Below are 23303 nucleotides of genomic sequence, written 5' to 3' on the forward strand. Positions count from 1 at the left end.
TGCACCGGAAAACAATAAAAAAAACGAAGAGGCAGGGTATGAACAGAGCGTACAGGATCGTCTGGAGTGCAGCACGCCAGGCGTGGATAGTGACATCAGAGAAGGCGGGAAGCGGCGGGCGTCCGCCGCTGGCGGTGAAAAACGTCGCCGGGGCGCTGATACTATTGGGCTTAGCCGGCACCGCCGCAGCGGAGACGTACAGTGGTTCAGAGGTGACCTATTACACCCCTCTGATGCTTAACGTCGGGGATACGGCGACCAGCGCCTCCGTGTCAAGCGGGGGAACGCTCAATGTCAACAGCGGCGGCCTGGCGAGCAGTAGCAACGTCGGCGGCGAGTTATTTTACGGTTATTATCCGCCGGTGATTAACGTCAATAACGGCGGCGCGGCCGCGAACACCGTCGTGAATTCTGGCGGCCATCTGAACGTCAACAATGGCGGCACGGCAACCAGCACCACGTTGAATTCCGGCGGTTTTCTTAACGTTGCCGCTGGCGGGAATGCGTCCGGTATCAGCCAGGCTTCGGGCGGCGCCCTGCAGACTTATGCCAATGCCACCCTCAGTGGCACCAATGCGCTCGGTGGATTTACCGTCAGCAATGGGGTAGCCAGTCATTTGCTGTTGGAAAATGGCGGGATTCTGTATGTGGCGAACGCACAATCAGCCGTTAACACCACATTGCGGTCAGGCGGGGCGCTGCGGGTCGATGATGGCGGGACGGCAACACAGGTTGTGCAGTCCGCCGGCGGCGCACTGCAGACTTATACCGGTGCAACGGTAAGCGGCACAAACACCCTGGGCGGATTTTCCGTCAGCGGGGGGACGGCAAGCAACGTCCTGCTGGAAAACGGTGGTTTCCTGTATGTGGAAAATACCCACTCGGCGGTCAGTACCACACTCCGGGCTGGCGGCACGCTGACCGTGACTAATGGCGGCACGGCAAGCAGCGTGAGCCAGTCTTCAGGCGGCGCGCTGCAGGTCTATACCGGGGCGACCGTCAGTGGAACCCATGCGCTCGGTGCTTTTTCGGTCAGTAACGGGCTGGCTGAAAATCTGCTGCTTGAAAACGGCGGCTTCGTACAGGTTATGTCCGGGAATCAGGCATCCGACACGATCGTTAACTGGGGCGGTACCGCTTATGTTAACAGCGGTGGATCCGCCGTCAGCACTACCGTCAATTCCGGTGGCGCACTCAGAGTTTATAATGGCGGCTTTGCAGACAGTATTTCGCAGCTGTCAGGCGGTGCGCTGCAAATTAATACCGGCGCCACCGTGAGCGGGACTAACGTGCTGGGCGCGTTTTCTGTTAGCAGCGGCCATGCTCACAACGTGCTGCTGGAAAATGGCGGCGCGATGTTTGTCGAAACCGGCCACAGCGCCTCCGATACCGTCATCAGACAAGGCGGCGCGCAGTACGTCAGCAACGGCGGTTCGGCGATGGGCACCGCCATTGAAGCGGGCGGTATGCTGGTGGTCTATGACAATGGTTCCGCGTCGACGGTCGCGCAATCCTCCGGTGGCGCGCTGCAAACCTATACGGGCGCAACCGTAAGCGGAACGAACGCCCTCGGGGGATTCTCCGTCAGCGGCGGGCATGCAAGCAATGTGCTGCTGGAAAATGGCGGCCGGTTGTTTGTGGAAGCCGGTGGGGATGCCACGGGTAGCGTACTTGGCTATGGCGGTATACAAGACGTCCTTAACGGCGGGTCTGCGGTCAGCACCACGGTTCAGGCCGGCGGCTATGAACAGGTGTATTCGGGGGGCTCAACCAGCGCCACGCTCGTTTCGGGCGGCACGCAGTACATCATGGGCGGCGGCATCGCTTCCGGGACCACCGTTAACGGCTATGGAACCCTGAACAACTACGGTTCGGCGATCTCGTCGGTGATTAACAGCGGTACGTTATATGTCCAGAATGGGGGGCGCACAACATCTTCAGTCGTGAAGGCTGGCGGATCGGAATACGTCAATTATGGCGGCGTCACGTCATCGACCACGGTCAGCGCGGGGGCTTCACAGTATGTTGCCGTGGGCGGCTCTGCGTCATCGACTACGTTGTCCGGAGGCATTCAGACCGTCTATGGCAATGCCACTTCAACGGTCGTGACCTCGGGCGGTGGGCAGTACATTTACAGCGGCGGGACCGCCTCTGACACCACGGTTAACCTCGGTGTAGTGAACGTTGCCAGCGGCGGTACGGCACTGCGTACTGCCGTCAATTCCGGCGGCGCCATGTACGTCCTTTCTGGCAGCACCGTGACCTCCACCGTGGTTTCCGGCGGGGTGCAATATATTAACAATGGCGCGGTGGCCACGGCGACAAGCGTGAGTGACAACGGATGGGCGGTGGTCAGCAGCGGCGGGGCACTCAATAGCGCGAGCGTGAATTCGGGCGGTACGCTCAGCGTCTTTTCCGGCGGCGTAGCAACCGGGCCGACGGTCAACGCTGGCGGCGTGATTGCTGTTGCTGATGGTGGCAACGCTTCGGGCGTGTTCCAGGCCGCAGGCGCGGCTTTACAGGCCAGTACCCGTGCTGCGATCGCCGGTACCAATGCGCTCGGTGCATTTTCTGTCAGCGGCGGTCAGGCGAATAATGTGCTGCTGGAGAACGGCGGCGCGCTGACCGTAAAATCAGGCGATATCTCTCACGGCACGGTAGTGAATGCCGGCGGTAGCGAAAACGTCTACGGCGTCGCGCAGGGTACCATCGTGAATGCGAACGGGGCATTATCCGTATTCAGCGGCGGCACGGCGTTGCAGGCGACAATCAACAGCGGTGGTTCGCTGTCGGTCAGCCGTGGCGGGGTGGCATCGGATACCACCGTGGCGGCGGGGGGGCTGCTGAATATCGCCGAAGGCGCTATCCTGACGCTGGCCAATAACAGCTTTGTGAACGAAGGCATCACCACCTACGACACCAGCACCAGCGCCTCATTGAACACCAACCTCACCGGCAGCGGTCAGTTGACCAAAAACGGCACCGGTACGCTGACGCTGGGCGGCTCGCTGAGCCAGTCGCAGGTCAACCTCAATGCCGGTTCGCTGGTGATGGACGGGCTGTTGGCCACTACGGATATTATTGCTCTGGCCGGTACCTCACTCTCGCTGATTAACAGCGCCACCCTGACGGGGATTATTGACCCGACGGACGTGACGATTGACAGCAGCAGTACCTGGAACATCACCGGCGACTCGCTGGTGGACAACCTGACCAACGCCGGTAACATTGTGTTTGTGCCGTCCCAGGGCACCTTCACGCCGCACACGCTTACCGCAACCAACCTTATTGGTAACGGCGGCACCATCACGCTCAATACCGTGGCGGGCGACAGCAGTTCACCGATAGATAAAGTGGTGATCGACGGCGGCAGTGCCACCGGCAGCACCGGTTTGCGCGTGCTTAACCGCGGCGGGCTGGGCGCACAGACCACCGGCAACGGCATTGCCGTCGTTCAGGCCATCAACGGTGCCACCACTGGCGCGGGGGCATTCAGCCTTAAACAGCCGCTGGTGGCGGGCGCTTACGCTTACAGTCTGTATCGAAATGGCGACCAGAGCTGGTACCTGACTTCGCAGCAGGTTCAGCCGGGGCAAGCCTCCGCGTCAACGGGGCCGGTAAACTACCGCGCGGCGATGTGGAGCTACGCGGCGATGCCGGTGCTGTCAATGGACTATGACCGCCTGGTGGCGGGCTCGTCAGATACCCGCTTCCGCTATGCGCCGGACAGTCGCATTTGGGGACGCGTGGCGGCCGGTAAGCTGAGCCACCCTGACAGCGGTAGCCTCACGGGCGCAAGCGTGCCGGAAAGCAGCGGCACCTACAGTTTCCTCCAGTTAGGCGGCGATCTGTGGCAACTTGACGGCGCGAACGCCGACTGGCGCGCGGGTGTTTACGGTGCCACCGGTCTGCTGCGCAGTGACGTATGGCGCGATATCGGTAGCGCCCATGCGGGTACGGATCGGGATACGGTGTACACGGGCGGTGCGTACCTCTCGGGCCGTAGCCATGACGGTCTGCACGTGGAAGGCGTATTGCAGGCCAGCCGTCATAGCCTGAGCGCGTCCTCTAATGACAACACTCGTCTCTCTACTCACGGTACGGGCTGGCTGGCCTCTGCGGAAATAGGGCAGTCGTTCTCCGTCAGCCCGGCTCTGGCGCTGGAACCGCAGCTCCAGTATACGGTGCAGGGGGTCAACCTGAACGACGGTCAGGACGAGGTCGCCGCGCTTAGCTGGCGCGACAGCCGTCAGCAGTCGGTGCGGGCGGGTCTGAAGGTGGGCACACAGCAGGACGCGAAGGCAAAACTGGCATGGTGGGTGACACCATCGGTGACGCAGTCGTTTGGCGGGCACAGCGGATTCACGGCGTCGGCGCCAGGCGTGTCAGCGTCTGACGCATCGTTCCGCAGTAACCTGTCTGGCACCAGCGTAGGGCTGAACGGTGGCGTGAATGCGCGCATTCGTCAGAACGTGACGCTGGGCGTGCAGGGCGGTTGGTCTGAATCACTGCACGGTAGCGAAGCGGGTGGCTACTACGGTCTGGTGAATCTGGGCGTGTCGTTCCGTTAATTAAGGAGCATGACGTCGGGCGAACGGTCCCGACGTCATGCTTTAATGATTATCGCTGTTCCCCGCCTGCAGCAAATTATCGCGCACCTTAACGATCGCTTTTTGCAGCACCTGAACTTCTTCCAGCGTCAGCCCCAGTGAATAAAAAACATCCATGCAGCGGCGGCTGGCTTTATGCAGCGCCCGGCCTTCCTCGGTCAGCAAAATATGCACCTTGCGTTCGTCTTCTTTTGAGCGCTGACGAATCACGATGCCCTTTTTTTCGAGATTTTTTAGCAGCGGCGTGAGGGTGCTGGACGCTAAAAAGAGCTTCTCACCGAGCTGATTCACCGTCTGACCGTCTTCTTCCGCCAGTGCCAGCAGCGTAATCCACTGCGAGTAGGTTAACCCCAGTTCGGCCAGATAAGGCTGATAAGCCTTACCGAAGGCGAGATTGGTCGTGTAGGTAGCAAAACAGAGAAAATCCTCCAGTTTTGGAAAATCGCCGTGCTCAAACGGGTGGACCGCGTTGTTGTCGTTCATAAGTGACCCCTGAAAATTCCCTGAAATTATATCGCATGCGATTTTTTTTGCCAGATGGATTGACACGGAACCGTTTCACGATATCCTTATCATCATATTAAATCGCATTCGATATAACTCATTGGAAAAGGGCTACTGCTATGAAAATCTTTTATAAAACCCGTGCAACTTCAGTCGGCGGTCGTGATGGTCATGTGGCGCTGGACGACGGCTCCTTCGCGCTGGATTTGGTGAGCTTCACCAATGAGAGTGGAAAAGAGGGCGCTAACCCTGAGCAGCTGTTTGCGATGGGCTATGCGGCCTGCTTCGATAACGCACTGATCCACATTGCCCAGCAACAGAAGCTGACCGGCGTCGCGACCCGAACGTCCTGTGCCGTGGGGATTGGGCAAAATGCGCAGGGCGGCTTTGCCCTGGATATTGATTTGGACGTGGAAGTCCGCGGCCTGGACAAAAATGCGGCCATTGAGCTGGTGAAGAAGGGCCACGAGGTCTGTCCTTATTCCAATGCGACGCGCGGCAATATTGCTGTTCGCCTCCATGTCAGCGTCGTGGAGACGTTTGATATTTGATGCACCGCGGATATCCCTATGAATGACAATAGGGGTATCTGTTTTTTCGCCCGGCACGATTCGTAGTATATTGAGAGTATCGTTGGCGATCGGGTGTTCGGTATGTCTTACTCCATTGGTGAATTTGCGCGGCTTTGCGGGATTAACGCGACAACGCTTCGCGCCTGGCAGCGTCGTTACGGCCTTCTCAAGCCTGAACGCACCGACGGCGGGCATCGTCTGTACAGCGACGACGACATCCAGCAGGCGCTGAAAATTCTCGACTGGGTCAAAAAGGGCGTCCCCGTCAGCCAGGTCAAACCGCTGCTGGCGCGCCCCGGCGCGCGGCGGACCAATAACTGGCTTACCCTACAGGAAAGTATGCTGCAGCGCCTGAAAGACGGCAAAATTGAGTCGCTACGTCAGCAGATTTACGACGCTGGCCGCGAGTATCCTCGCCCGGAACTGGTGACTGAAGTATTGCGCCCGCTGCGCAGCAAGGTCTCGGCTAACGTACCGACGATGATGACGCTGCGTGAAATTCTTGATGGGATCATCCTCTCTTACACCTCGTTTTGCCTGGAAGGGGATAAACGCGCGCCGGGCGATAACTACCTGATTGCCGGCTGGCATCTCACCGACCCCTGCGAGATCTGGCTTGAGGCGCTGCGCCGCACCGGCCAGGGGCATCGTATCGATGTTCTTCCCCAGCCTCCGACTACGCTGGCACCGGAAATCTTCCCGGAACGCAAATGGCTGCTGGTTACCAGCGGCAAGCTCACCGCTGCCCGCCAGAAACAAATAGACCTCTGGCAGCAGCAGGTTAATTCTCTCGAGGTTATCTCGCTCTAACGCCCTTGTTGCACGCTTCCTTTGAAAACCACCCTCGCGGTGGTTTTTTTTCATATTCACGCCAAATTAATGCATCGGCGTGGTTTTTGTAATTTATTGATTATATTTGGTTATTAAAAATATTTAATCCAAAACTTGGACAAATAAAAGTATTTGTGTAAGTTTTAAGTATGCGACAACGCGACGTGCTGACGACTCGGGGTAGAATTCATGAGCACAATACCATCCGTCATTGACCGGTTTGTTGACTACTACGCCCGTCTGGACACCCAGCCGCCTTCGGCGCTAAGCGCGCTGTACGACGCGAATGCCACGCTTGTCGATCCGTTTGGCGAGCATAAGGGGATGCTCGCCATCCACCGCTACTTCACCCATCTGCTGGCTAACGTTGAATCCTGTCGCTTTTCCATTGATGCCCCGTTGCATCACGGCCTGCGTTTTGCAGTGTCGTGGACCATGCACTGGTCGCACCCGCGTATCGCCGGCGGTGAGACGCTCATACTGCCGGGGTGCTCGATTGTTGATATTCACGGGGAAAAGGTGCTTCGCCAGCGCGACTACTATGACGCCGGTGAAATGCTTTATGAACATCTGCCGCTGTTAGGCTGGGCGGTTCGTGGCGTGAAAAGGAGGGTGCGAGCATGATGACTGTCCTCATCACCGGTGCCAGCTCCGGTATTGGTGCCGGGCTCGCCAAATCCTGGGCCGATGACGGTTATTACGTTATCGCCTGCGGCCGCGACGCGGGGCGGCTGGACATGCTGCGTCAGTACAGCGCCAATATCAGCGTACGTGCGTTTGACATGACAGACAGGGACGCCTGTCGCCAGGCGCTCGCGGAGTGCTACCCCGATATGGCGATCCTGTGTGCCGGGACCTGCGAATATCTCGACCACGGTCAGGTCGACGCCGAACGGGTTGAACGGGTCATGACCACCAACTTTCAGGGGCCGGTAAACTGCCTTGACGTGCTACAGCCGCAGCTGATTTCCGGCAGCCGCGTGGTGCTGGTGAGTTCGATGGCGCACTGGCTGCCGTTCCCGCGCGCGGAGGCGTATGGCGCATCCAAAGCGGCCCTGACGTGGTTTGCCAACAGCCTGCGTTTGGATTGGGAACCAAAAGGTATTGCCGTCACGCTGGTCTCTCCAGGGTTTGTGGACACCCCCTTAACCCGCAAAAATGATTTCCCGATGCCGGGGCAGGTCAGCGTTGAACAGGCGGTCAAAGCCATTCGCCGCGGCCTGACCAAAGGCAAAAATCACATTGTCTTCCCGGCGGGGTTTGGCGCAGCCCTGCGCGTGCTGGCTGCCATGCCTTCTTGTTTACAGCGCAGCCTGTTGCGCAGGATGGTGCGCTCATGAAGATCGCGATTATCGGCAGCGGCATTGCCGGGCTGACCTGCGCCTGGCGTCTGGCCGGGCATCATCAGGTGACGTTGTTTGAGTCGGCGGCGACCGTCGGTGGGCATACCGCCACGGTAGATGTCGCCACGCCGCAGGGGCAATACGCCATTGATACCGGCTTTATCGTTTACAACGACCGAACCTACCCACGGTTTATGGGGCTGCTGAGCGAGCTGGGTATCCAGGGGCAAAAAACGCCGATGAGTTTCTCGGTGCATAACCCGCACAGCGGCATGGAGTACAACGGCCATACGCTCACTTCGCTGTTTGCCCAGCGTCGTAACCTGGTGAACCCGGTATTCTGGGGGCTGCTAAAAGAAATAGTCCGCTTTAATCGCCTGGCGAAGCAGGCATTGCACAACGTTGATGCACAGGCCACGCTGCAAACGTTTCTCGATCGGCATGGCTTCAGCGCCTTTTTTGCTCGCCATTATATTCTGCCGATGGGCGCGGCGATCTGGTCGTCATCCTTACAGGAAATGCGCCGCTTTCCGCTGCCGCTGTTCTTACGTTTCTTTGAGCACCATGGCCTGCTGGATATCACCCACCGCCCGCAGTGGTACGTGGTCCCCGGCGGCTCGCGGGAGTATATCCGCGCGATGCTGGCTCAGCTTGGCGAGCGTCTGACGCTGCGCCTGAATACGCCGGTACAGCGCGTGATGCGCGACGAAAACCGCGTGACGGTTTACGCCGCCGACGCGGCGCAGGATTTTGACCAGGCGATCTTCGCCTGTCATTCCGGGCAGGCGTTGGCGATGCTGGGCGATGCCACCCCCGCCGAGCATGACGTGCTGGGCGCTATTGGCTGGCAGCGCAACGAGGTGGTGCTGCACAGCGACCGTCGCTGGCTACCGGTACGCGAACGCGCCTGGGCAAGCTGGAACTATCGCCTGAGTGGGCAAGAGCAGGCCAGCGCCTACGTAACCTATAACATGAATATTTTGCAGGGGCTGCCTGAAGGCAGTCCGCTGTTCTGCGTTACGCTCAACCCGGATGCCCCGATTGACGCGCGCTACGTCTGGCAGCGCTTCGTGTATGAACACCCGTTGTTTAACCCGCAGAGCTGGCAGGCGCAGGCCCGACGTGATGAGATAAACGGCCAGCATCGCAGCTGGTTCTGCGGCGCCTACTGGTACAACGGGTTCCATGAAGATGGGGTACGCAGCGCGCTGGATGTGGTGCACGGCATCGCCGCGCAGGAGGGCACCTGATGAACAGCTGCCTGTATCAGGGCGTGTTACGCCATCGCCGGCTTCAGCCGACGGCGCACCAGTTTAGCTATCAGGTGTTTATGGCCTGGCTCGACCTGGATGAGCTGACGCGGATTGCCGATGCCGGCGTGCGCCGCAATCGCTTCGCCGCTGCGGCTTTCTATGATGTCGATTACCCGCTGGGCACGCCGCTCAAAGCGGCGGCGCTGGATAGGCTCGCCTGCCTGACCGGCGAGCGCCCCGATGGCAGGGTGATGCTGCTGACCCAACTGCGCTATTTCGGCTTTCATTTTAACCCGGTCAACTTCTACTACTGCTACGACCGTGCCGGGACTCTGCGCTGGGTGCTGGCGGAGGTACGCAACACCCCGTGGAATGAGCGTCACTACTATGCCGTTAATGCCGTAACGCCGCAGCCGTTGGCAAAAACCTTCCACGTGTCGCCGTTTAACCCGATGGATATGGTGTACCACTGGCGATTCAACCCGCCGGGCAGCACGCTGCATATGCATATTGAAAATCATCAGGCCGCGAAGATCTTTGATGCCACGCTGATGCTCAAACGCGAACCGCTGACGCCACCCAATCTGCGCACGCTGCAGTGGCGCATCCCGTTGATGACGCTGAAAACCGTACTCGCTATTTACTGGCAGGCGCTGAAGCTTTGGCTAAAGCGTGTGCCGCTTCACGCCCATCCCGCCAGCAGGAGTAAACGATCATGACCGAACCCGTCTTTGCGCTTGAACCCGACATTCCGCGCAACGTGCGAGCTGCGCGATGGCTGCTGTTTCGCCTGTTGAGCGGCCTCAGCGGCGGCTCGCTGACGGTGCGGGAAGGGGCGCAGACCTTTCATTTTGGCGAGGCGGCTGCGGCATTACGCGCCGAGGTGGAGATCCTCTCGCCGAAGGTTTACTGGCGTGCGTTGACCGGCGGTAGCCTGGCCGTGGCTGAAAGCTGGATGGATGGCGAGTGGGAAACCCATAACCTCACCGTATTGCTCGAGCTCTTTGCCGCCAATAGCCAGCTGCTTGAGCGGCTGGAGCGTGGTTTTCGTCTGCTGGGGCGGCCCGTTGAACGCCTGCGCCACTGGACCCGGCGCAACCATCGCCAGCAGGCGCGGGACAATATTGCCGCGCATTACGACCTGGGCAATACCTTTTACGCGCATTTCCTTGATGAGGATTTACTCTATTCCAGCGCGCTGTTTAGCGCCGACGATCAGGATTTGAGCGTCGCGCAGCAGGCTAAAATGGCGCGGCTGTGTGAACAGCTGGCGCTAACGCCGGGCGATCATTTGCTGGAGATTGGCACCGGTTGGGGGGCGCTGGCGGAGTACGCCGCGCGTCACTACGGCTGCCGCGTCACCACCACCACGCTGTCGCAAGAACAGTTTGCGTGGGCCCGCACGCGTATTCACCGCGCGGGGCTACAGGGGCAGGTTGAGGTTCTGCTGTGTGATTACCGTGATCTCACCGGTCAGTACGACAAACTGGTGTCGGTAGAGATGATTGAAGCGGTGGGGCAACGCTACCTGCCTGCCTTCTTTCGCACCTGCCAGGCGCGTTTACGCCCCGGCGGCAAAATGGTGATTCAGGCCATCACTATTCAGGATCAGCGCTATCGCGACTACAGCAAAAGCGTTGACTTTATTCAGCGCTATATCTTCCCCGGCGGATTTTTACCCAGCATTACGGCAATGAGCGAACTGATGACGCGCCACACCGATTTCGTGGTACGCAACCTGTTTGATATGGGACCCGATTACGCCCGGACGCTGGCCCACTGGCGGCAGCGGTTTATCCACGCCTGGCAGGAGATTGAAAAACTGGGGTTTGACGAGCGCTTCCGCCGGATGTGGCTTTACTACTTTGGCTACTGTGAGGCCGGATTTAAGGCCCGCACCATCAGCGTGGTGCAGCTAACGGCAGAGCGGGTATGAAACGTCATTTTTCGCTCTTTTTGCTGGCCATTGGCTTCGACCTTTACTGGCTGCTGGTGGTGATGTTTCGCGAGCGCGGCCAGCTATTATGGCTGGCGCTGGCCATCCTGGCCTGCATTCTGCTGCCGTCGGCCTACCGTTTGTATGCCCTGCTGCTGGCCGTGGCGGGCGGCGGGTTAGATGTATTGTGGGGGCTGTCGGGGCTGATTCACTTTCAGGGTGCCGCGCCGTTGCCGCTGTGGCTGATGGCGCTGTGGCTGATGTTCGCTGCCGTCTGGACGCGTTTGACCTATTCCACCACCCTGCCGGGATGGGTGCTGGCGCTGATAGCAACCTGCGGTGGCCCGGTCGCCTACCTGGCGGGCGCGCAGCTGGGTGCGATGACCTTTGTACAGCCTGTGCCGGTTGTTATGGGCGCAATGGCGGCCGGGTGGCTGGCGCTCATGCTGGCGTTTCACATCCTGATGGGGAAACGGCAATGAAATCTGTCGTGCTGTTACTGCTGTGGCTACTCGTTGCAACGCCTGCCGTTGCCGCTGACTGGTTAAGCTGGCGCAAAGCAGGGGAGGCGACGCTGACGTGGGGACCGTTTACGGTCTACACCTCCCAGTTGCTCACGCCCGACGGGCACTACCGCGGGCAATGGCAAAATCAGGCGCTGATTATCACGTATCAACGCAATATCGACCGGGAGGCGCTTGTCGACGCCACGCGTGAGCAGTGGCAGGCGCAGGGGATTCTTACACGCGAAGCGCAGAGCGGGGCCTGGCTACGCATGCTTGCGGATTTATGGCCGGACGTTGCGCCAGGGGCGCAGTTGGCCTTTGTATTGACCGCAAAGCAGGGGCAGTTCTGGTATCGCGCATCCGCGAGCGCGCCGCGCTTTATACCGCTCGGGAAACCGCAGTCGGCTGATTTTAGCGAAAATTTCCTCGCCATCTGGCTGGGACCCCGCACGCAATATCCCGAGCTGCGTCAGCAGCTCACCGGAGGTAAAAAATGAAACGTTTATTGACCCTATGCCTGCCGCTGATGATGCAACTCACCGGCTGTAGCAGCGACGTTGCCGATTACCGCCAGCAGCAGCCGGTGCTGGATATTTTTCACTACTTCCAGGGGGAAACGGAGGCCTGGGGGATGGTGCAGGATCGCAGCGGTAAGCAGCTTCGCCGCTTCCACGTTGAAATCAACGGCGATGTGGTTGGCGAGACCCTGACCCTCAACGAACGGTTTGTGTATGACGATGGCGAAAAGCAGCAGCGGGTGTGGCATATCCGTCGTCTTAGCGCTGACCGCTATGAGGGCACTGCGGGTGATATTGACGGCGTGGCAACGGGTAAATCGGCAGGCAATGCCTTCAACTGGCATTACAGCATGAATGTGAAAGCCAGCGGCAGAACCTGGCTATTGCATTTTGACGACTGGATGTACCTCCAGGACGGCAAACATTTATTCAATAAAACTGAGATGAAGAAATTTGGCCTCACCGTGGGGACGGTGACGCTGTTCTTCTCCCGTAAAGCGCAGTAGCGAGGAGGCGCCCATGAACACGCAACCTGTTATAGGCATCAGCGGCTGCTTAACCGGCGCGGCCGTCCGCTTCGACGGCGGGCATAAACGGACGGACTTTGTGATGGACAAGCTGGCGCACTGGGTGGCCTTCCGGCCCATTTGCCCGGAGATGGCCATCGGCCTGCCGGTCCCGCGACCGGCGCTGCGGCTGGTACAAACGACGGCAGGCGATATCCGTATGCGCTTCAGCCACGCGCCTGATGATGATGTCAGCGAAAAAATGCACGCTTTTTGCGACGAGTACCTGTCCGGGCTGGGCGAACTGTCGGGATTTATCGTCTGCGCCAAATCCCCCAGCTGCGGTATGGAGCGGGTGCGGTTGTATGACGAAAAGGGAAACCGGGGACGTAAAGAAGGTGTTGGTCTGTTTACCGCCGCGCTGCTGGCGAAATATCCCTGGCTGCCGGTGGAAGAAGACGGACGACTGCACGATCCGCTGCTGCGCGAAAATTTCGTCGAACGGGTGTTTGCGCTGCATGAACTCAATACGCTGCGTAAAAACGGCCTGACCCGCCGGGGTCTGCTGGATTTTCATAGCCGCTATAAACTGCAGCTGCTGGCGCATCATCAGGTGGGCTATCGCGAAATTGGCCCGTTTGTCGCGACGCTGCACCAGTGGGAGGATCTGGAGGCCTTCTTTGTGACCTATCGTGACAAGCTGATGGCGATCCTTAAGAAGCCTGCTTCGCGTAAAAACCACACCAATGTCTTGATGCATATTCAGGGATATTTTCGCCATCAGCTAACGATGCGTCAGCGGGGAGAGCTGCGTGAGGTTATTCTGAACTATCGGGCGGGGCTGCTGCCGATTCTCGCCCCGATGACCCTGCTGAAGCACTATCTTGCGGAATACCCGGACGGCTACCTGCTGACGCAGAATTACTTCGACCCCTATCCGCAGGATCTGGCGCTACGGCTGACGGTAAATTAAGGGCCATTCCCTACCGCTGGCCGCGGGCAGAAAAAAACGCGCCGCCTTAAAAAGGTGGCGCGTTTCGGCTATGGCGTTGAACGGCCTATTGTTCGTCAGCCCATTCGCCCATTTCAATAATAATAAAGTGCGCGTGTTTGTCTTTCGCCTTGAAGGTCAGGGTCATTGGCCCGACGACTTCCAGTGAATCACGTTCATCCAGGGTCACAATACCGCTGACATTGACGCTGTCTTCAATGCTGTTGATGTAGGCCTGGCGACCGGCTTTAAGCTCATAGGTGACTTCTGCATCGCTCTCGGTCAGTTCGCTGACAAACATATTCACATCCTGATTCAGATGCAGCGGGGCATCGTCTTCATTTTGCAGGCTGCCGACGATATGCAGCAGCTTGTTCTCGCGATCCTGATCGGTGAATTTATGGTTTTCATAACGCACTTCCAGACCTTGTTTGGGCGGCAGAATCCAGATTTGCAGGAAGCGACACCAGTCATCATGGTTGTTCAGCTCCGAGTGCCACACGCCGTTGCCTGCGGTGACCGTCTGCACATGCCCACGGCTTAGCACGTCTTCGACCTGCGTTGCGCTGTCCCAGTGGGTCAGGTTGCCTTTCACCAGATAGCTGACGATTTCCATATCCTTATGCGGATGGCGATCGAAGCCGCTGTGTGGTTTAACATCATCATCGTTTACCACCCGCAGCACGCCGTAATGCATGTTTTCAGGGTCGTAATAGTTCGCGAATGAAAAATGAAAATAGGTGTTCGCTGGATGATATTCACTGGCTGGCAGATAATGCAGCAGTTCCGCGCCTTTTTTACGATAATGACTAGCCATAACAGATGATCCTCAATGTTGTTCTGATGCACGTATCATAGGCAGGGGATGGATGCAGATAAATCAGGGCTCAGGTAAGACACCATTACGCAAAATGAAAGAATACGACCTCATCTCACTTCGCAGCTTTGTCGCCGTGGTTGAAAGCGGCAGCTTTAATAATGCTGCCATCCAGCTTGATACCAGCAGCGCGGCCATCAGCCGCCGGGTTTCCGCTCTGGAAACGGCGTTAAGCGTGAAGCTTATCAATCGCACCACTCGCCAGCTTGATTTAACGCCCAGCGGGCAACAATTCTATCAGGACGTTTTAGGGATTTTAGGCGCGCTCGAGCAGGCAGAAGAGCGGCTTAACTGTGCGCAGGAAACCTACAGCGGCATTATTCGGCTCGGTGCGCCGGTAAGTTTTGGCACCCAGAAGCTCGCCCCGCTGCTGCCGGCGTTTCTGAAAACATACCCGCAGATTACGGTGACATTACAGCTCGAAGACCGCGTCAGCGATCTGCTCAATGAAGGTATCGATCTGTCTTTACGCATCGGTGAATTACAGGATTCGTCGTTGGTCAGTTTGCCCATCGCCATGATGCCGCGCCTGTATTGCGCTTCGCCAGAGTACCTGAAAACCCACGGCAGGCCGGCGTCACCGGCGGAATTAAAGCACCACCAGTGTTTGCATTATTCCTTGCTCTCCACCCGCAACGAGTGGGCGCTGGCCAGCGGCGAACAAGAGCTGGATGCCCGGGTGCCTTTGGCCGCGAATAATGGCGATGTGCTGCGCGAAGCCGCCATTCAGGGCATGGGGATTGCGATGTTACCGTGGTATATCGTCGAAGACGCGCTGCGCGGCGGCGCGCTCGTCCCGGTGCTTGAACGCTACGCGCCGCCGCCGCTGCCGCTGTCAATCGTGCGGCCTTCGCGTCAGTTTACCCCCGTGCGGGTGACCGTGTTGATGCAGTATTTGCGCGACGCGTTGGCGGGGGCTGGAGCTGGAGAGAGTGGGGGCCGGGCGGAGGGGTGAAACCTTGAATGGGCTTACCGCGATCGGCGATTAGGATAAATTAAGACACGAGACCATCAATATGGAGATGACGACAGATTCGCCTCTCCATATACGCTCCATCATTTGTGCAATATAAATCAATAATCCTCTGTAAGAATAACGATTCTGAGCTGGAGGATTGATGAATAAAATAAATTATCACATTAAGTATATTGAGTATTTTTTCAGGAAGTGCAGGGGGTATTTATCTACAGACGTTTCTTTTCATACATCCAGACTTAATAAAATATCAGGCGGTGACGCCGATCTCTATAACCCATTAACACTTAATGAGAAGATTTGTCATCGAATGGTATTCGAACACAACCCATTCTATACCATGCTTGCGGACAAGTTTGCCGTCAGGGAATACGTAGAAAGATGCACGAACCTAGTTAATGTCATCCCATTAATTGGTGTTTACCCGCGCGTAGAAGATATAAATTTTGATAAACTCCCTGCTAAATTTGTCTTAAAATGCAATCATGATAGCGGCAGTGTGATTATATGTAAGGATAAGGCAAGCTTTGACTTCGATAGAGCAAGGAATAGGTTGAAGCTAGCGCTTAAAAAGAATATGTACTACACAACCAGAGAGTGGCAATATAAAAATATTACCCCCGTCATTCTCTGCGAGAGATACCTTGATTTATTCACTAATCAGGACAGGAATGTCACCCCGGAAATGTTAAGAATACACTGTTTTCATGGTGTGGCCTGCTTTATTGAAGCTGATTTTACTGATGATAATGGCTGCGGGTTCATCAATGTCTATGACCGTTCGTGGAATTTGCAACCTTTTCAGATGGAATATCCCAACACGCCGATCCCGATTAAGGAGCCACCTTCATTGAACAAATCAGTTATTGCTGCTCAGGCGTTAGCAAACGAAATAGAGTATTGCCGCGTCGATCTTATGCTAAAAGGAAGAGATGTCTATTTTAGTGAAATAACATTAAGTCCTAAAAGAGGCAAACTGAAAATCACACCAGCAATATGGGATGCTAAACTCGGGAGTCTGTGGGATTTGTCTCTGGCTAACAACAGGCTCAATTGAGCCTGTTTACCCCTTGAACAGGCCACGATAGCTTGAACGTTGAGCCGTTTTCTGGTGTTAAGCTGTAGGTTACGTTTCCGCCATGGGCACGCATAATTGCTTGTACTACCGAGAGTCCTAAACCCCATCCCTCTGGATGACTGTTTTTGGCGTATTCTCCTCGTTGAAAAGGCTGGAATAAGGATCTCTGGAACGCTTCAGGGATCCCTGGCCCTTCATCCTGTACGATTATAAAATGATCGTTCCCGATGATCCCATTCTTGATTAAAAGCGTTTGCGGAACGGAATATTTTAAGGCGTTGTCAAAGAGTACGGTCAGACACTGGATAATACGTAGAGGATCGCAGAGACTGTGCTGGGACTGTAGTTCGGTTATGATTTTGAATTTTTTCGCTGCAAAGTCCGGCAAAAAGGTATCCAGTGCATTCGAGATTGTCGCCTCAAGATCAACGTCACTGAGTATCAGCGTGTATTTAGCCCCTCCGGAAGAACTGACAACACGAAGATCCTCGATCAAATTGGTCAGGCCTTCGGTTTGTTTAAGAAGGTTTTTGAACAGAGCGGGTTCCGGTTCGAATACCCCCTCAACTAATCCCTGAAGCCTTCCACGTAAAATCGTTACAGGGGTCCGAAGTTCATGGGCGATTGCGGCATTCCATAAATTGCGCTGGGTATCCAGCGTCTGTAATTTTTCCGCCATCTCATTAAAATCGTTGACCAGTTGATTCATCTCACCGAGCTGGGAATGGCTACTCGCGGCTCTTGCGCTAAGGTTTCCTTGCGAGATTTGTTTCAGGCTATATGCTACGGCATTTAAGGGTTTTAATATTCTGGCAGACAGTTTTACGGTAAAAAAAAGTGAAACGGCCAGACTGATGATTGAAGCGATTAGAATCCACATCCAATCAAGTAAGGTCATGTTATCGTCATTCGCTGCGCTTGTCCCCCCCGGTAGGTAGTCAATCAAAAAGCTATAGAATAAGGAGGTACCAAGTATAACGATGGCAATAATAATGAATGTCAGCAACAGCATATGTGTCAGTATCTGGCGACTTAGAATTGATTCTTTCTTCATTTATTATCACCCAGGCGATAGCCTAACCCTCTGATGCTTTCAGGAACGCCTTTAAGTCCGGCATGCTCAAGTTTCTTGCGCAGTTTACTCATATGGCTGTCGACGGTGCGATCCAGCGAATCCCCTTCGGGCAAACATGCATCGAGTAGTTCTTCGCGCGAACACACTTTCCTCGGATTTCTGGCTAAATAGGTTAGAAGCTTAAATTCAGTTGTCGTCAATACGGGGGCGGAAACCTGACCTTGTACGGTGATTTCAACGTAAAATTCGTCAGGAAAAATGGTCACGAAAGGCGTTCTTACAGGCCTTGAAGGCGTAACCTCGGCGTTCGATTGGGTCCTGCGAAGTACGGCTTCAACTCTGGCAACAACTTCGGATGGATTAAAGGGTTTTATCACATAGTCGTCAGCCCCAAGCCGCAGGCCCATCAGTTTATCAACGTCTTGATCCAGAGCGGTCACCATAATGACGGGAATATTGGTTTCCTTTCTCAACGTGGTTAAAACATTCCAGCCATCATATATGGGCAGGTGAATATCCAATAACAGGAGGTCGGGTTTGTGGAGACGGGTAAGATTGACAGCCTTCTCGCCATCTTCAGCTCTTAAGGTTTGCATGCCTGCCTTGTGCAAATAGCCTATCAGTATGGCGGCGATATCATCATCGTCTTCAGCGACGATAATCAGATTGTTTTTGTTCATGTTGACTTCCACAGTACCGATGAATTGAGTGCATTTTACCTTGAAAAAACGTTTACCGTCATTTTAAAGATGGCTTAATCAATAATCTCTATCAATTTTTAAGATGAGTACACTATGACCGGATTATTTTAAAATGGTTCAGGGCGATATTTTTATTATTCGTGTAGGTTAATTATCCGCTTCTCCATACTGGCTACACATTTCTGAAATGAACAGTCAACATTGTGTAGCTATGATGAGTAACCAAGACAGGGAAGATGAGTATTGTAACCACCATTTATCAAAGCAAGAGAACGTTTAATGGTGAAGCAAATATATCGTCATGCAGGGGGAATGGTTGTGATTGACGTGCGCCGTGAGAATTTTATGGCATTATTTTTATTTGTTTTTATTTCATGGGGTATATTATATTTTTGGCTTTATCTTACTCACTCTATTGGTGAAAAGGTATCGACAACCATACTCTCCTCACCATTCATTCCTGTTTTGACCATGGCAGCGTTTTTCGCTTTTATGACTCAAAGAAGGGCGGGGGCGCTAAAATATTTTATCGGTATTACATTGGGGATGGTGTTGGTATTTATGCAGAGTGTTTTTGTTTTTAATCTTTGTTTAAATATTATGCCGGGGTTTAATGATTTTATTTTTTATTATGAGTGTTTTGCGCTATTCTTTTTTTGTGCAACGCCTATGCATTTAGTGATCAGGATGATTTGATTTTTTGCTCGTACGTTTCTGTTAAGCCTGTGGTGATTCACAGCACTTAATTATTTCATACCTTATGAATGACTTCTTATCTGGGGCCTTCACCCTACAAGGGAAGGTTTTAGATAGGCTGTTTGATAAACCGTAACTCTAAACCACACCCCCCATTCTAGTGAGCACCATCCTTTCTCTGATAGTTTCCTATTATGGATTTCAGAACATTTGGCATCAAAGATTTAAGCAATGGGTAGCAGCACCTTCAAACTTTGGTGTTTAAGCGTGCAATTGCTGCATAGGGGGAAGTCCATGAATAGAAAACAAGTTTACCTGCGAATGAGTATGCTGTTCCTTTCCGCTGGCCCTGTTTATGTAATGTCCGCAGAAACACCAACATATTTACCACAGAATGTGATAATCATCTGCTCTCCGGGATATGATTACAATCAGCAGCCACCCGCACCAGCAGAAAATGCAACCAAGCCGTTAGCTTCTGACTCACTCCCCAATCATAATGTGAGCAATTATTTATTTGGGGGATTGGTTCCAGATATTCCAGGAATTACAAGAATTCCAGATATTCCAGGGGTTCCAAAGATTCCAGGATTACCTGGAGGAGGTATTCCGAAAGTCCCACCAGAGTTGTTGCCTCCGGGGATAAAACAGCATCCAGACGGTTCAGTCGTCGTGGATGTGAAACCATTGAAGCCTGAACAATTGGCTCCACAGCTTGTCGCAACATTAGTTTCAAGTACAGGGGTTATTATCAATGAAATCAATAAACAGATTTCTGTTGTTCAGGAAACGGCAAATAATTCGGTTAAAACAGTAGTTAAAGGTGTCACAGATATAGTGGCAACATACGTAAAAGCCTGGCATGACATTGGCGAACAGGCGAAGCGAAGTTTTAACGATATAACCGAGGCCGGCAAAGCAGTTGCAGACTTTGCGGTAAAAGATACTCGCGCCCAGTTCGATATTCTCCAAAATACAGCCAATCAACTTCAAGAAGGAAAAATAATCGATGCAATGTGGTCCTCAGGAGTGAGCCCATTACATGCCACTGAAAAAAACTTTTTTGAAGCGACACAAAAAAGCGCCATTCTGGATATGGCGGCTACCTATGCCGCATCTGTATATGGAGGTCCTGCTGGAGCTGCCGCATATGCAGCATGGAAAACCTTGCAACTAACTGGTGATGTAAACCTGGCATTCAGGATGGGGCTTGTAGCGGCGATTCAGCAGCAAGGGGGGGTATATACTGAGGGAATGCCTGGTGCAACGGTTAGTGACGTTGTAAAAAAAGCGGCAATCGCTGGTGCAGTTGGCGGAATTGCGGTTGCGGCAGCAGGTGGGGATGAAAAGGCGATTACAAATGCGTTTCTGAAGTCATCAGGGAATGTGCTGGTACAAAATGCCCAAGATTCAGTGAAAACCATAATGGATGGAAATCCAGATATAACTACTGCGGCTAAGGTTGTAGGTTGCATTTCTGCCAAAAATGTTAACTGCCTGACAGATTTACCCTATGTTAAAGATGCTACTGGAAAGCTGACGGAACAGATAGCCCCTTCATTCGCTGACATTAAAAGTAAATCGGATGAAGTGGTTGGGACATGGACGACACTACAAAATAACGTCGAGAAACAGGCCGCTGAAATTATGACGTTAATACCGAAACTTCCAGATACCAATATAATACCTTTAGCAAACAATTCTGTGGTTATTACCTGGACGTTAGGTTCCCAAGCCGAAATTAAGAGTGGGATTCCTACAGTTCTGATCAGTGAAATAGGTGATAATGCTCCTTTTAATTCCACTGCCCAATATTTACCAATACAGGCCGCAGATAAATAGAGTCAGGCAAGAGCTCACTGAAATGGGCTCAATGGGGAATGATAATGAAATTAGTAATAGGTTTTCTTGCCCTAATATTCTCATATAGTGCTTATGCACGATGCCCAGTAGCGCCCATTAATCAACCTAATGAAGACGCTAAAAAGCTAAGGGTAAATCAACTATCGGAATTTATGGTCTGTCTGCCAAGTGATCCCGCTAACGACCGCAGCCCATGTAATACATTTGCCAGCCAGGGCCTCAACAAAATTTGGGGCTATAACGATTTTGGCACTGATGAAAAGACATTTCTAACAGCAAATCAGATATGGGACAAGGTGAACTCAGCAGGAGGTAAATGGCTGACGTTGGGGGCACTATCTGACGTGGATAACAACCTCTGTGCTCAAAGTCTAGCAAACTCGGGACGGGCAGTACTGGCAGTTATGAAAGGTACGGATGGTGGTCATGGACATATTGCTTTAGTTATTCCTGGTGAACCGCGAATATCAACTACATGGGGAATACTGGCGGCGAACTCCGCCAGTTTCTTTCTTAATAAACCAACAAAGGCATACATCAGTCAGCCACTGAGTTTTGCATTCAGTAAAACAGATGCAAGCGAAGCCCGTTTTTTTTATCGAGATCGTTGAATAATGTATGCCGCAACTCTCTATTTTAGTCAGGCGATGGGCCGCGTTCCAGAAACGTGGAGAGGGCGATATAGCTGCGGACGGAACGCACGCCTTCTACGCTCTGAACTTCAATCAGGAAATTCTCCAGCGATTCGGTATCTGCTGCGCGTATTTTCATCAGCACGCATCCGTCACCTGCGACAGTGTGCAACTCCTCAACTTCATGCCGATGGGTGAACTGCAAAAGTGCGCGCGTGGCTTCATAGCTGCTGGTATCAATCACCAGAAACGTTAATAGCGTGCGGCCCAGCTTGCAGCCATCCAGTACCGCCACCGTGCCTTTTATCACGCCATCACGTTTTAACTTCTTCACGCGATCGTGTACCGCAGGGGCGGAAAGGTTCACGATTTCGCTGAGCTCGGTGTAGCTACGCCCGGCATCTTCTGCCAGCGCACCTAATATTTTTCGGTCAATATTATCTAGATCGGCCGGTTTATGCCGTGTCTGCCTGATACCATTTTTTTCTTTATCTGGTTCGTTCATTTGGTTAACCCTCAGAATAAAAATATGAATATACTTTCCTTCACCTAATTTTATTAATCAATGATCAGTAATGGAGTTGCAATGCCTATCGCACTTTTTGCCCTCGCCGTGGGGGCCTTCGGGATTGGTCTGACGGAATTCGTGATTGCCGGCATTCTCCCTCAGATTGCCCGCGGCTTCGACGTCAGCATCCCTTCGGCTGGATTAATGGCAACGTCTTATGCACTCGGCGTTTTTATCGGGGCACCGCTTATGACAGTGGTGGGGTCTCGCGTACCGCGTAAGACCATGCTGATAGCGCTGGCGGTCATTTTCACTCTTGGTAACATCATCACCGCTATGGCACCTACGCTGTCGGTGGCCGTCGTCGGGCGCGTCATTACCTCCTTCAACCACGGCGCCTTTTTTGGCATTGGGTCGATTATCGCGGCCTCGCTGGTTGCGCCCGGGCGCCAGGCCAGCGCAATTGCCTTGATGTTTTCCGGGTTAACCCTCGCGAATCTGCTTGGCGTGCCCGCTGGCACCTGGCTTGCTCAGGCCTTTAGCTGGCGAATGGTATTCTGGGGAATTGCGGGAATTGGTCTGTTAACGATAGCCAGCATCGCGCTGTTTGTGCCCGACATAAAAAAAGGGCCGGGTATTGCGCTGAAGGCTGAACTGCGAGCGTTTGTTGATCCCCAGGTTCTGCTGGTCATGGGGATTACCGTTTTCGGGCCCGCGGCCTTCTTTACCTCTATTACCTATATTGCTCCGATGATGATCGAAGTCGCTGGGTTATCACCCGCTGGCGTCGCGGGGCTGATGGTGCTCTTTGGGCTTGGCCTGGCCGTGGGAAACTGGCTGGGGGGGTGCTTTGCCGATCGCTCGCTGTTTGGCACGCTTTTTATCACGCTGGCCGCACAAGGGGGCGTTCTGCTGGTCTTCTGGGCTGGCGTTGAGAACCCGCTGGTTGCCGGTGTTTGCGTGTTCCTGATGGCGGCATTTGGTTTTGCTACCGTTTCTCCGATTCAGAAACTGGTCATGGACCGTGCCAGCCACGCTGGGGCGCCAACGATGGCGGCCTCTGTCAATATCGGCATGTTTAATCTGGGCAATGCGTTGGGCGCGTGGGCCGGTGGTGCGACCATTGCCGCCGGATTTGGCCTCGTCTCACCGAACTGGGCGGGGGCGATACTGTCCTTTATTGCGCTGGGTCTGGCGCTGCTGGCCTGGCAGTGCGCGCGTAAACCCTATTCGCTGAAGGCAGAATCATGTTAACCACATGGAGGCATCGTCGCTCAGTACACTGAGGAGGATGCGCACCACAAATCACCGCCGCGCATCCGTCGCG

The 23303-nt window shown here is 54.3% G+C and carries 22 protein-coding genes and 1 pseudogene; 18 read left to right on the plus strand and 5 right to left on the minus strand.

Annotated elements, in window-relative coordinates:
* Window positions 1-38 precede the first annotated feature (38 nt).
* Complete coding sequence (locus tag H7R76_RS07675; protein ID WP_182967404.1) at window positions 39-4571, plus strand: AIDA repeat-containing protein; 4533 nt, start codon at window positions 39-41, stop codon at window positions 4569-4571.
* Window positions 4572-4613: 42 nt separating this feature from the next.
* Here the strand turns inward: H7R76_RS07675 and H7R76_RS07680 are convergent, their stop codons facing one another.
* Window positions 4614-5093 (minus strand): MarR family winged helix-turn-helix transcriptional regulator, encoded by a 480-nt coding sequence (locus H7R76_RS07680; RefSeq protein WP_106924289.1) that lies wholly within the window; start codon window positions 5091-5093, stop codon window positions 4614-4616.
* A 140-nt stretch (window positions 5094-5233) separates the two neighbouring features.
* Between H7R76_RS07680 and H7R76_RS07685 the strand changes: the two genes are divergently transcribed.
* The 11 genes from H7R76_RS07685 (at window position 5234) to H7R76_RS07735 (ending at window position 13552) form a co-directional block, all read left to right on the plus strand.
* On the plus strand, window positions 5234-5665 hold the full coding sequence (locus H7R76_RS07685; protein WP_106924290.1) for an organic hydroperoxide resistance protein: 432 nt from the start codon (window positions 5234-5236) through the stop codon (window positions 5663-5665).
* Window positions 5666-5767: 102 nt separating this feature from the next.
* Window positions 5768-6496 carry a MerR family transcriptional regulator gene (locus tag H7R76_RS07690; protein ID WP_182967406.1) on the plus strand — a complete coding sequence of 243 codons (729 nt, stop codon included), beginning with the start codon at window positions 5768-5770 and terminating at the stop codon, window positions 6494-6496.
* Between the two features lie 210 nt (window positions 6497-6706).
* A complete protein-coding gene (locus H7R76_RS07695; RefSeq protein WP_106924292.1) occupies window positions 6707-7141 on the plus strand; it encodes a nuclear transport factor 2 family protein in 435 nt (144 codons plus the stop codon).
* Window positions 7138-7857, plus strand: coding sequence for an SDR family NAD(P)-dependent oxidoreductase (locus tag H7R76_RS07700; RefSeq protein WP_182967408.1), 720 nt, complete (start codon window positions 7138-7140; stop codon window positions 7855-7857). Before H7R76_RS07695 ends, H7R76_RS07700 begins: the two co-directional genes overlap by 4 nt.
* Complete coding sequence (locus H7R76_RS07705) at window positions 7854-9110, plus strand: NAD(P)/FAD-dependent oxidoreductase (protein WP_182967410.1); 1257 nt, start codon at window positions 7854-7856, stop codon at window positions 9108-9110. The genes H7R76_RS07700 and H7R76_RS07705 overlap by 4 nt, the downstream gene beginning before the upstream one ends.
* A complete protein-coding gene (locus H7R76_RS07710; protein WP_106924295.1) occupies window positions 9110-9832 on the plus strand; it encodes a DUF1365 domain-containing protein in 723 nt (240 codons plus the stop codon). Before H7R76_RS07705 ends, H7R76_RS07710 begins: the two co-directional genes overlap by 1 nt.
* A complete protein-coding gene (locus H7R76_RS07715) occupies window positions 9829-11049 on the plus strand; it encodes an SAM-dependent methyltransferase (protein WP_106924296.1) in 1221 nt (406 codons plus the stop codon). The genes H7R76_RS07710 and H7R76_RS07715 overlap by 4 nt, the downstream gene beginning before the upstream one ends.
* Window positions 11046-11531, plus strand: coding sequence for a DUF2878 domain-containing protein (locus H7R76_RS07720; protein WP_106924297.1), 486 nt, complete (start codon window positions 11046-11048; stop codon window positions 11529-11531). Before H7R76_RS07715 ends, H7R76_RS07720 begins: the two co-directional genes overlap by 4 nt.
* Window positions 11528-12052 carry a hypothetical protein gene (locus tag H7R76_RS07725; RefSeq protein WP_182930262.1) on the plus strand — a complete coding sequence of 175 codons (525 nt, stop codon included), beginning with the start codon at window positions 11528-11530 and terminating at the stop codon, window positions 12050-12052. The genes H7R76_RS07720 and H7R76_RS07725 overlap by 4 nt, the downstream gene beginning before the upstream one ends.
* Entirely contained in the window at window positions 12049-12579 is a 531-nt protein-coding gene (locus H7R76_RS07730; protein WP_106924299.1) for a DUF3833 domain-containing protein, read from the plus strand. Before H7R76_RS07725 ends, H7R76_RS07730 begins: the two co-directional genes overlap by 4 nt.
* Window positions 12580-12592: 13 nt before the next feature.
* Window positions 12593-13552, plus strand: coding sequence for a YbgA family protein (locus H7R76_RS07735; RefSeq protein WP_182967412.1), 960 nt, complete (start codon window positions 12593-12595; stop codon window positions 13550-13552).
* Window positions 13553-13637: 85 nt separating this feature from the next.
* Here H7R76_RS07735 and H7R76_RS07740 read toward each other — a convergent pair whose 3' ends face one another.
* Window positions 13638-14387, minus strand: a complete 750-nt coding sequence (locus H7R76_RS07740) for a pirin family protein (RefSeq protein ID WP_182967414.1) — start codon at window positions 14385-14387, stop codon at window positions 13638-13640.
* A gap of 52 nt (window positions 14388-14439) precedes the next feature.
* Here H7R76_RS07740 and H7R76_RS07745 point away from each other — a divergent pair, with 52 nt between their 5' ends.
* A complete protein-coding gene (locus tag H7R76_RS07745) occupies window positions 14440-15402 on the plus strand; it encodes a LysR family transcriptional regulator (protein WP_227673949.1) in 963 nt (320 codons plus the stop codon).
* A gap of 163 nt (window positions 15403-15565) precedes the next feature.
* Window positions 15566-16511: pseudogene (locus tag H7R76_RS07750) on the plus strand (ATP-grasp fold amidoligase family protein).
* On the opposite strand, the gene H7R76_RS07755 reads toward H7R76_RS07750, so the two are convergent.
* On the minus strand, window positions 16473-17555 hold the full coding sequence (locus tag H7R76_RS07755) for an ATP-binding protein (RefSeq protein ID WP_182967418.1): 1083 nt from the start codon (window positions 17553-17555) through the stop codon (window positions 16473-16475). The pseudogene H7R76_RS07750 and the gene H7R76_RS07755 overlap by 39 nt on opposite strands.
* The gene (locus tag H7R76_RS07760) at window positions 17552-18256 is read right to left on the minus strand and encodes a response regulator (protein WP_182967420.1); all 705 of its coding nucleotides are present in this window, start codon (window positions 18254-18256) and stop codon (window positions 17552-17554) included. The genes H7R76_RS07755 and H7R76_RS07760 overlap by 4 nt, the downstream gene beginning before the upstream one ends.
* 300 nt (window positions 18257-18556) lie before the next feature.
* On the opposite strand from H7R76_RS07760, the gene H7R76_RS07765 reads away from it, so the two are divergent.
* The 3 genes from H7R76_RS07765 to H7R76_RS07775 all read left to right on the plus strand — a co-directional run bounded on the left by H7R76_RS07765 (window position 18557) and on the right by H7R76_RS07775 (window position 21447).
* Window positions 18557-18973: a transporter gene (locus H7R76_RS07765; RefSeq protein ID WP_182967422.1), complete on the plus strand. Its 417-nt coding sequence runs from the start codon at window positions 18557-18559 to the stop codon at window positions 18971-18973.
* Between the two features lie 294 nt (window positions 18974-19267).
* The gene (locus H7R76_RS07770; RefSeq protein WP_182967424.1) at window positions 19268-20815 is read left to right on the plus strand and encodes a hypothetical protein; all 1548 of its coding nucleotides are present in this window, start codon (window positions 19268-19270) and stop codon (window positions 20813-20815) included.
* 44 nt (window positions 20816-20859) lie between these two features.
* Window positions 20860-21447 carry a hypothetical protein gene (locus H7R76_RS07775; RefSeq protein ID WP_182967426.1) on the plus strand — a complete coding sequence of 196 codons (588 nt, stop codon included), beginning with the start codon at window positions 20860-20862 and terminating at the stop codon, window positions 21445-21447.
* Window positions 21448-21472: 25 nt separating this feature from the next.
* Here the strand turns inward: H7R76_RS07775 and H7R76_RS07780 are convergent, their stop codons facing one another.
* Window positions 21473-21973, minus strand: coding sequence for an Lrp/AsnC family transcriptional regulator (locus tag H7R76_RS07780; protein WP_182967428.1), 501 nt, complete (start codon window positions 21971-21973; stop codon window positions 21473-21475).
* 81 nt (window positions 21974-22054) lie between these two features.
* Between H7R76_RS07780 and H7R76_RS07785 the strand changes: the two genes are divergently transcribed.
* Window positions 22055-23230, plus strand: coding sequence for an MFS transporter (locus H7R76_RS07785; protein ID WP_182967430.1), 1176 nt, complete (start codon window positions 22055-22057; stop codon window positions 23228-23230).
* Window positions 23231-23303: the final 73 nt, after the last annotated feature.

It is taken from the genome of Klebsiella sp. WP8-S18-ESBL-06 (assembly GCF_014169755.1).
GTDB classification, from domain to species: Bacteria; Pseudomonadota; Gammaproteobacteria; order Enterobacterales; family Enterobacteriaceae; genus Kluyvera; species Kluyvera ascorbata_B.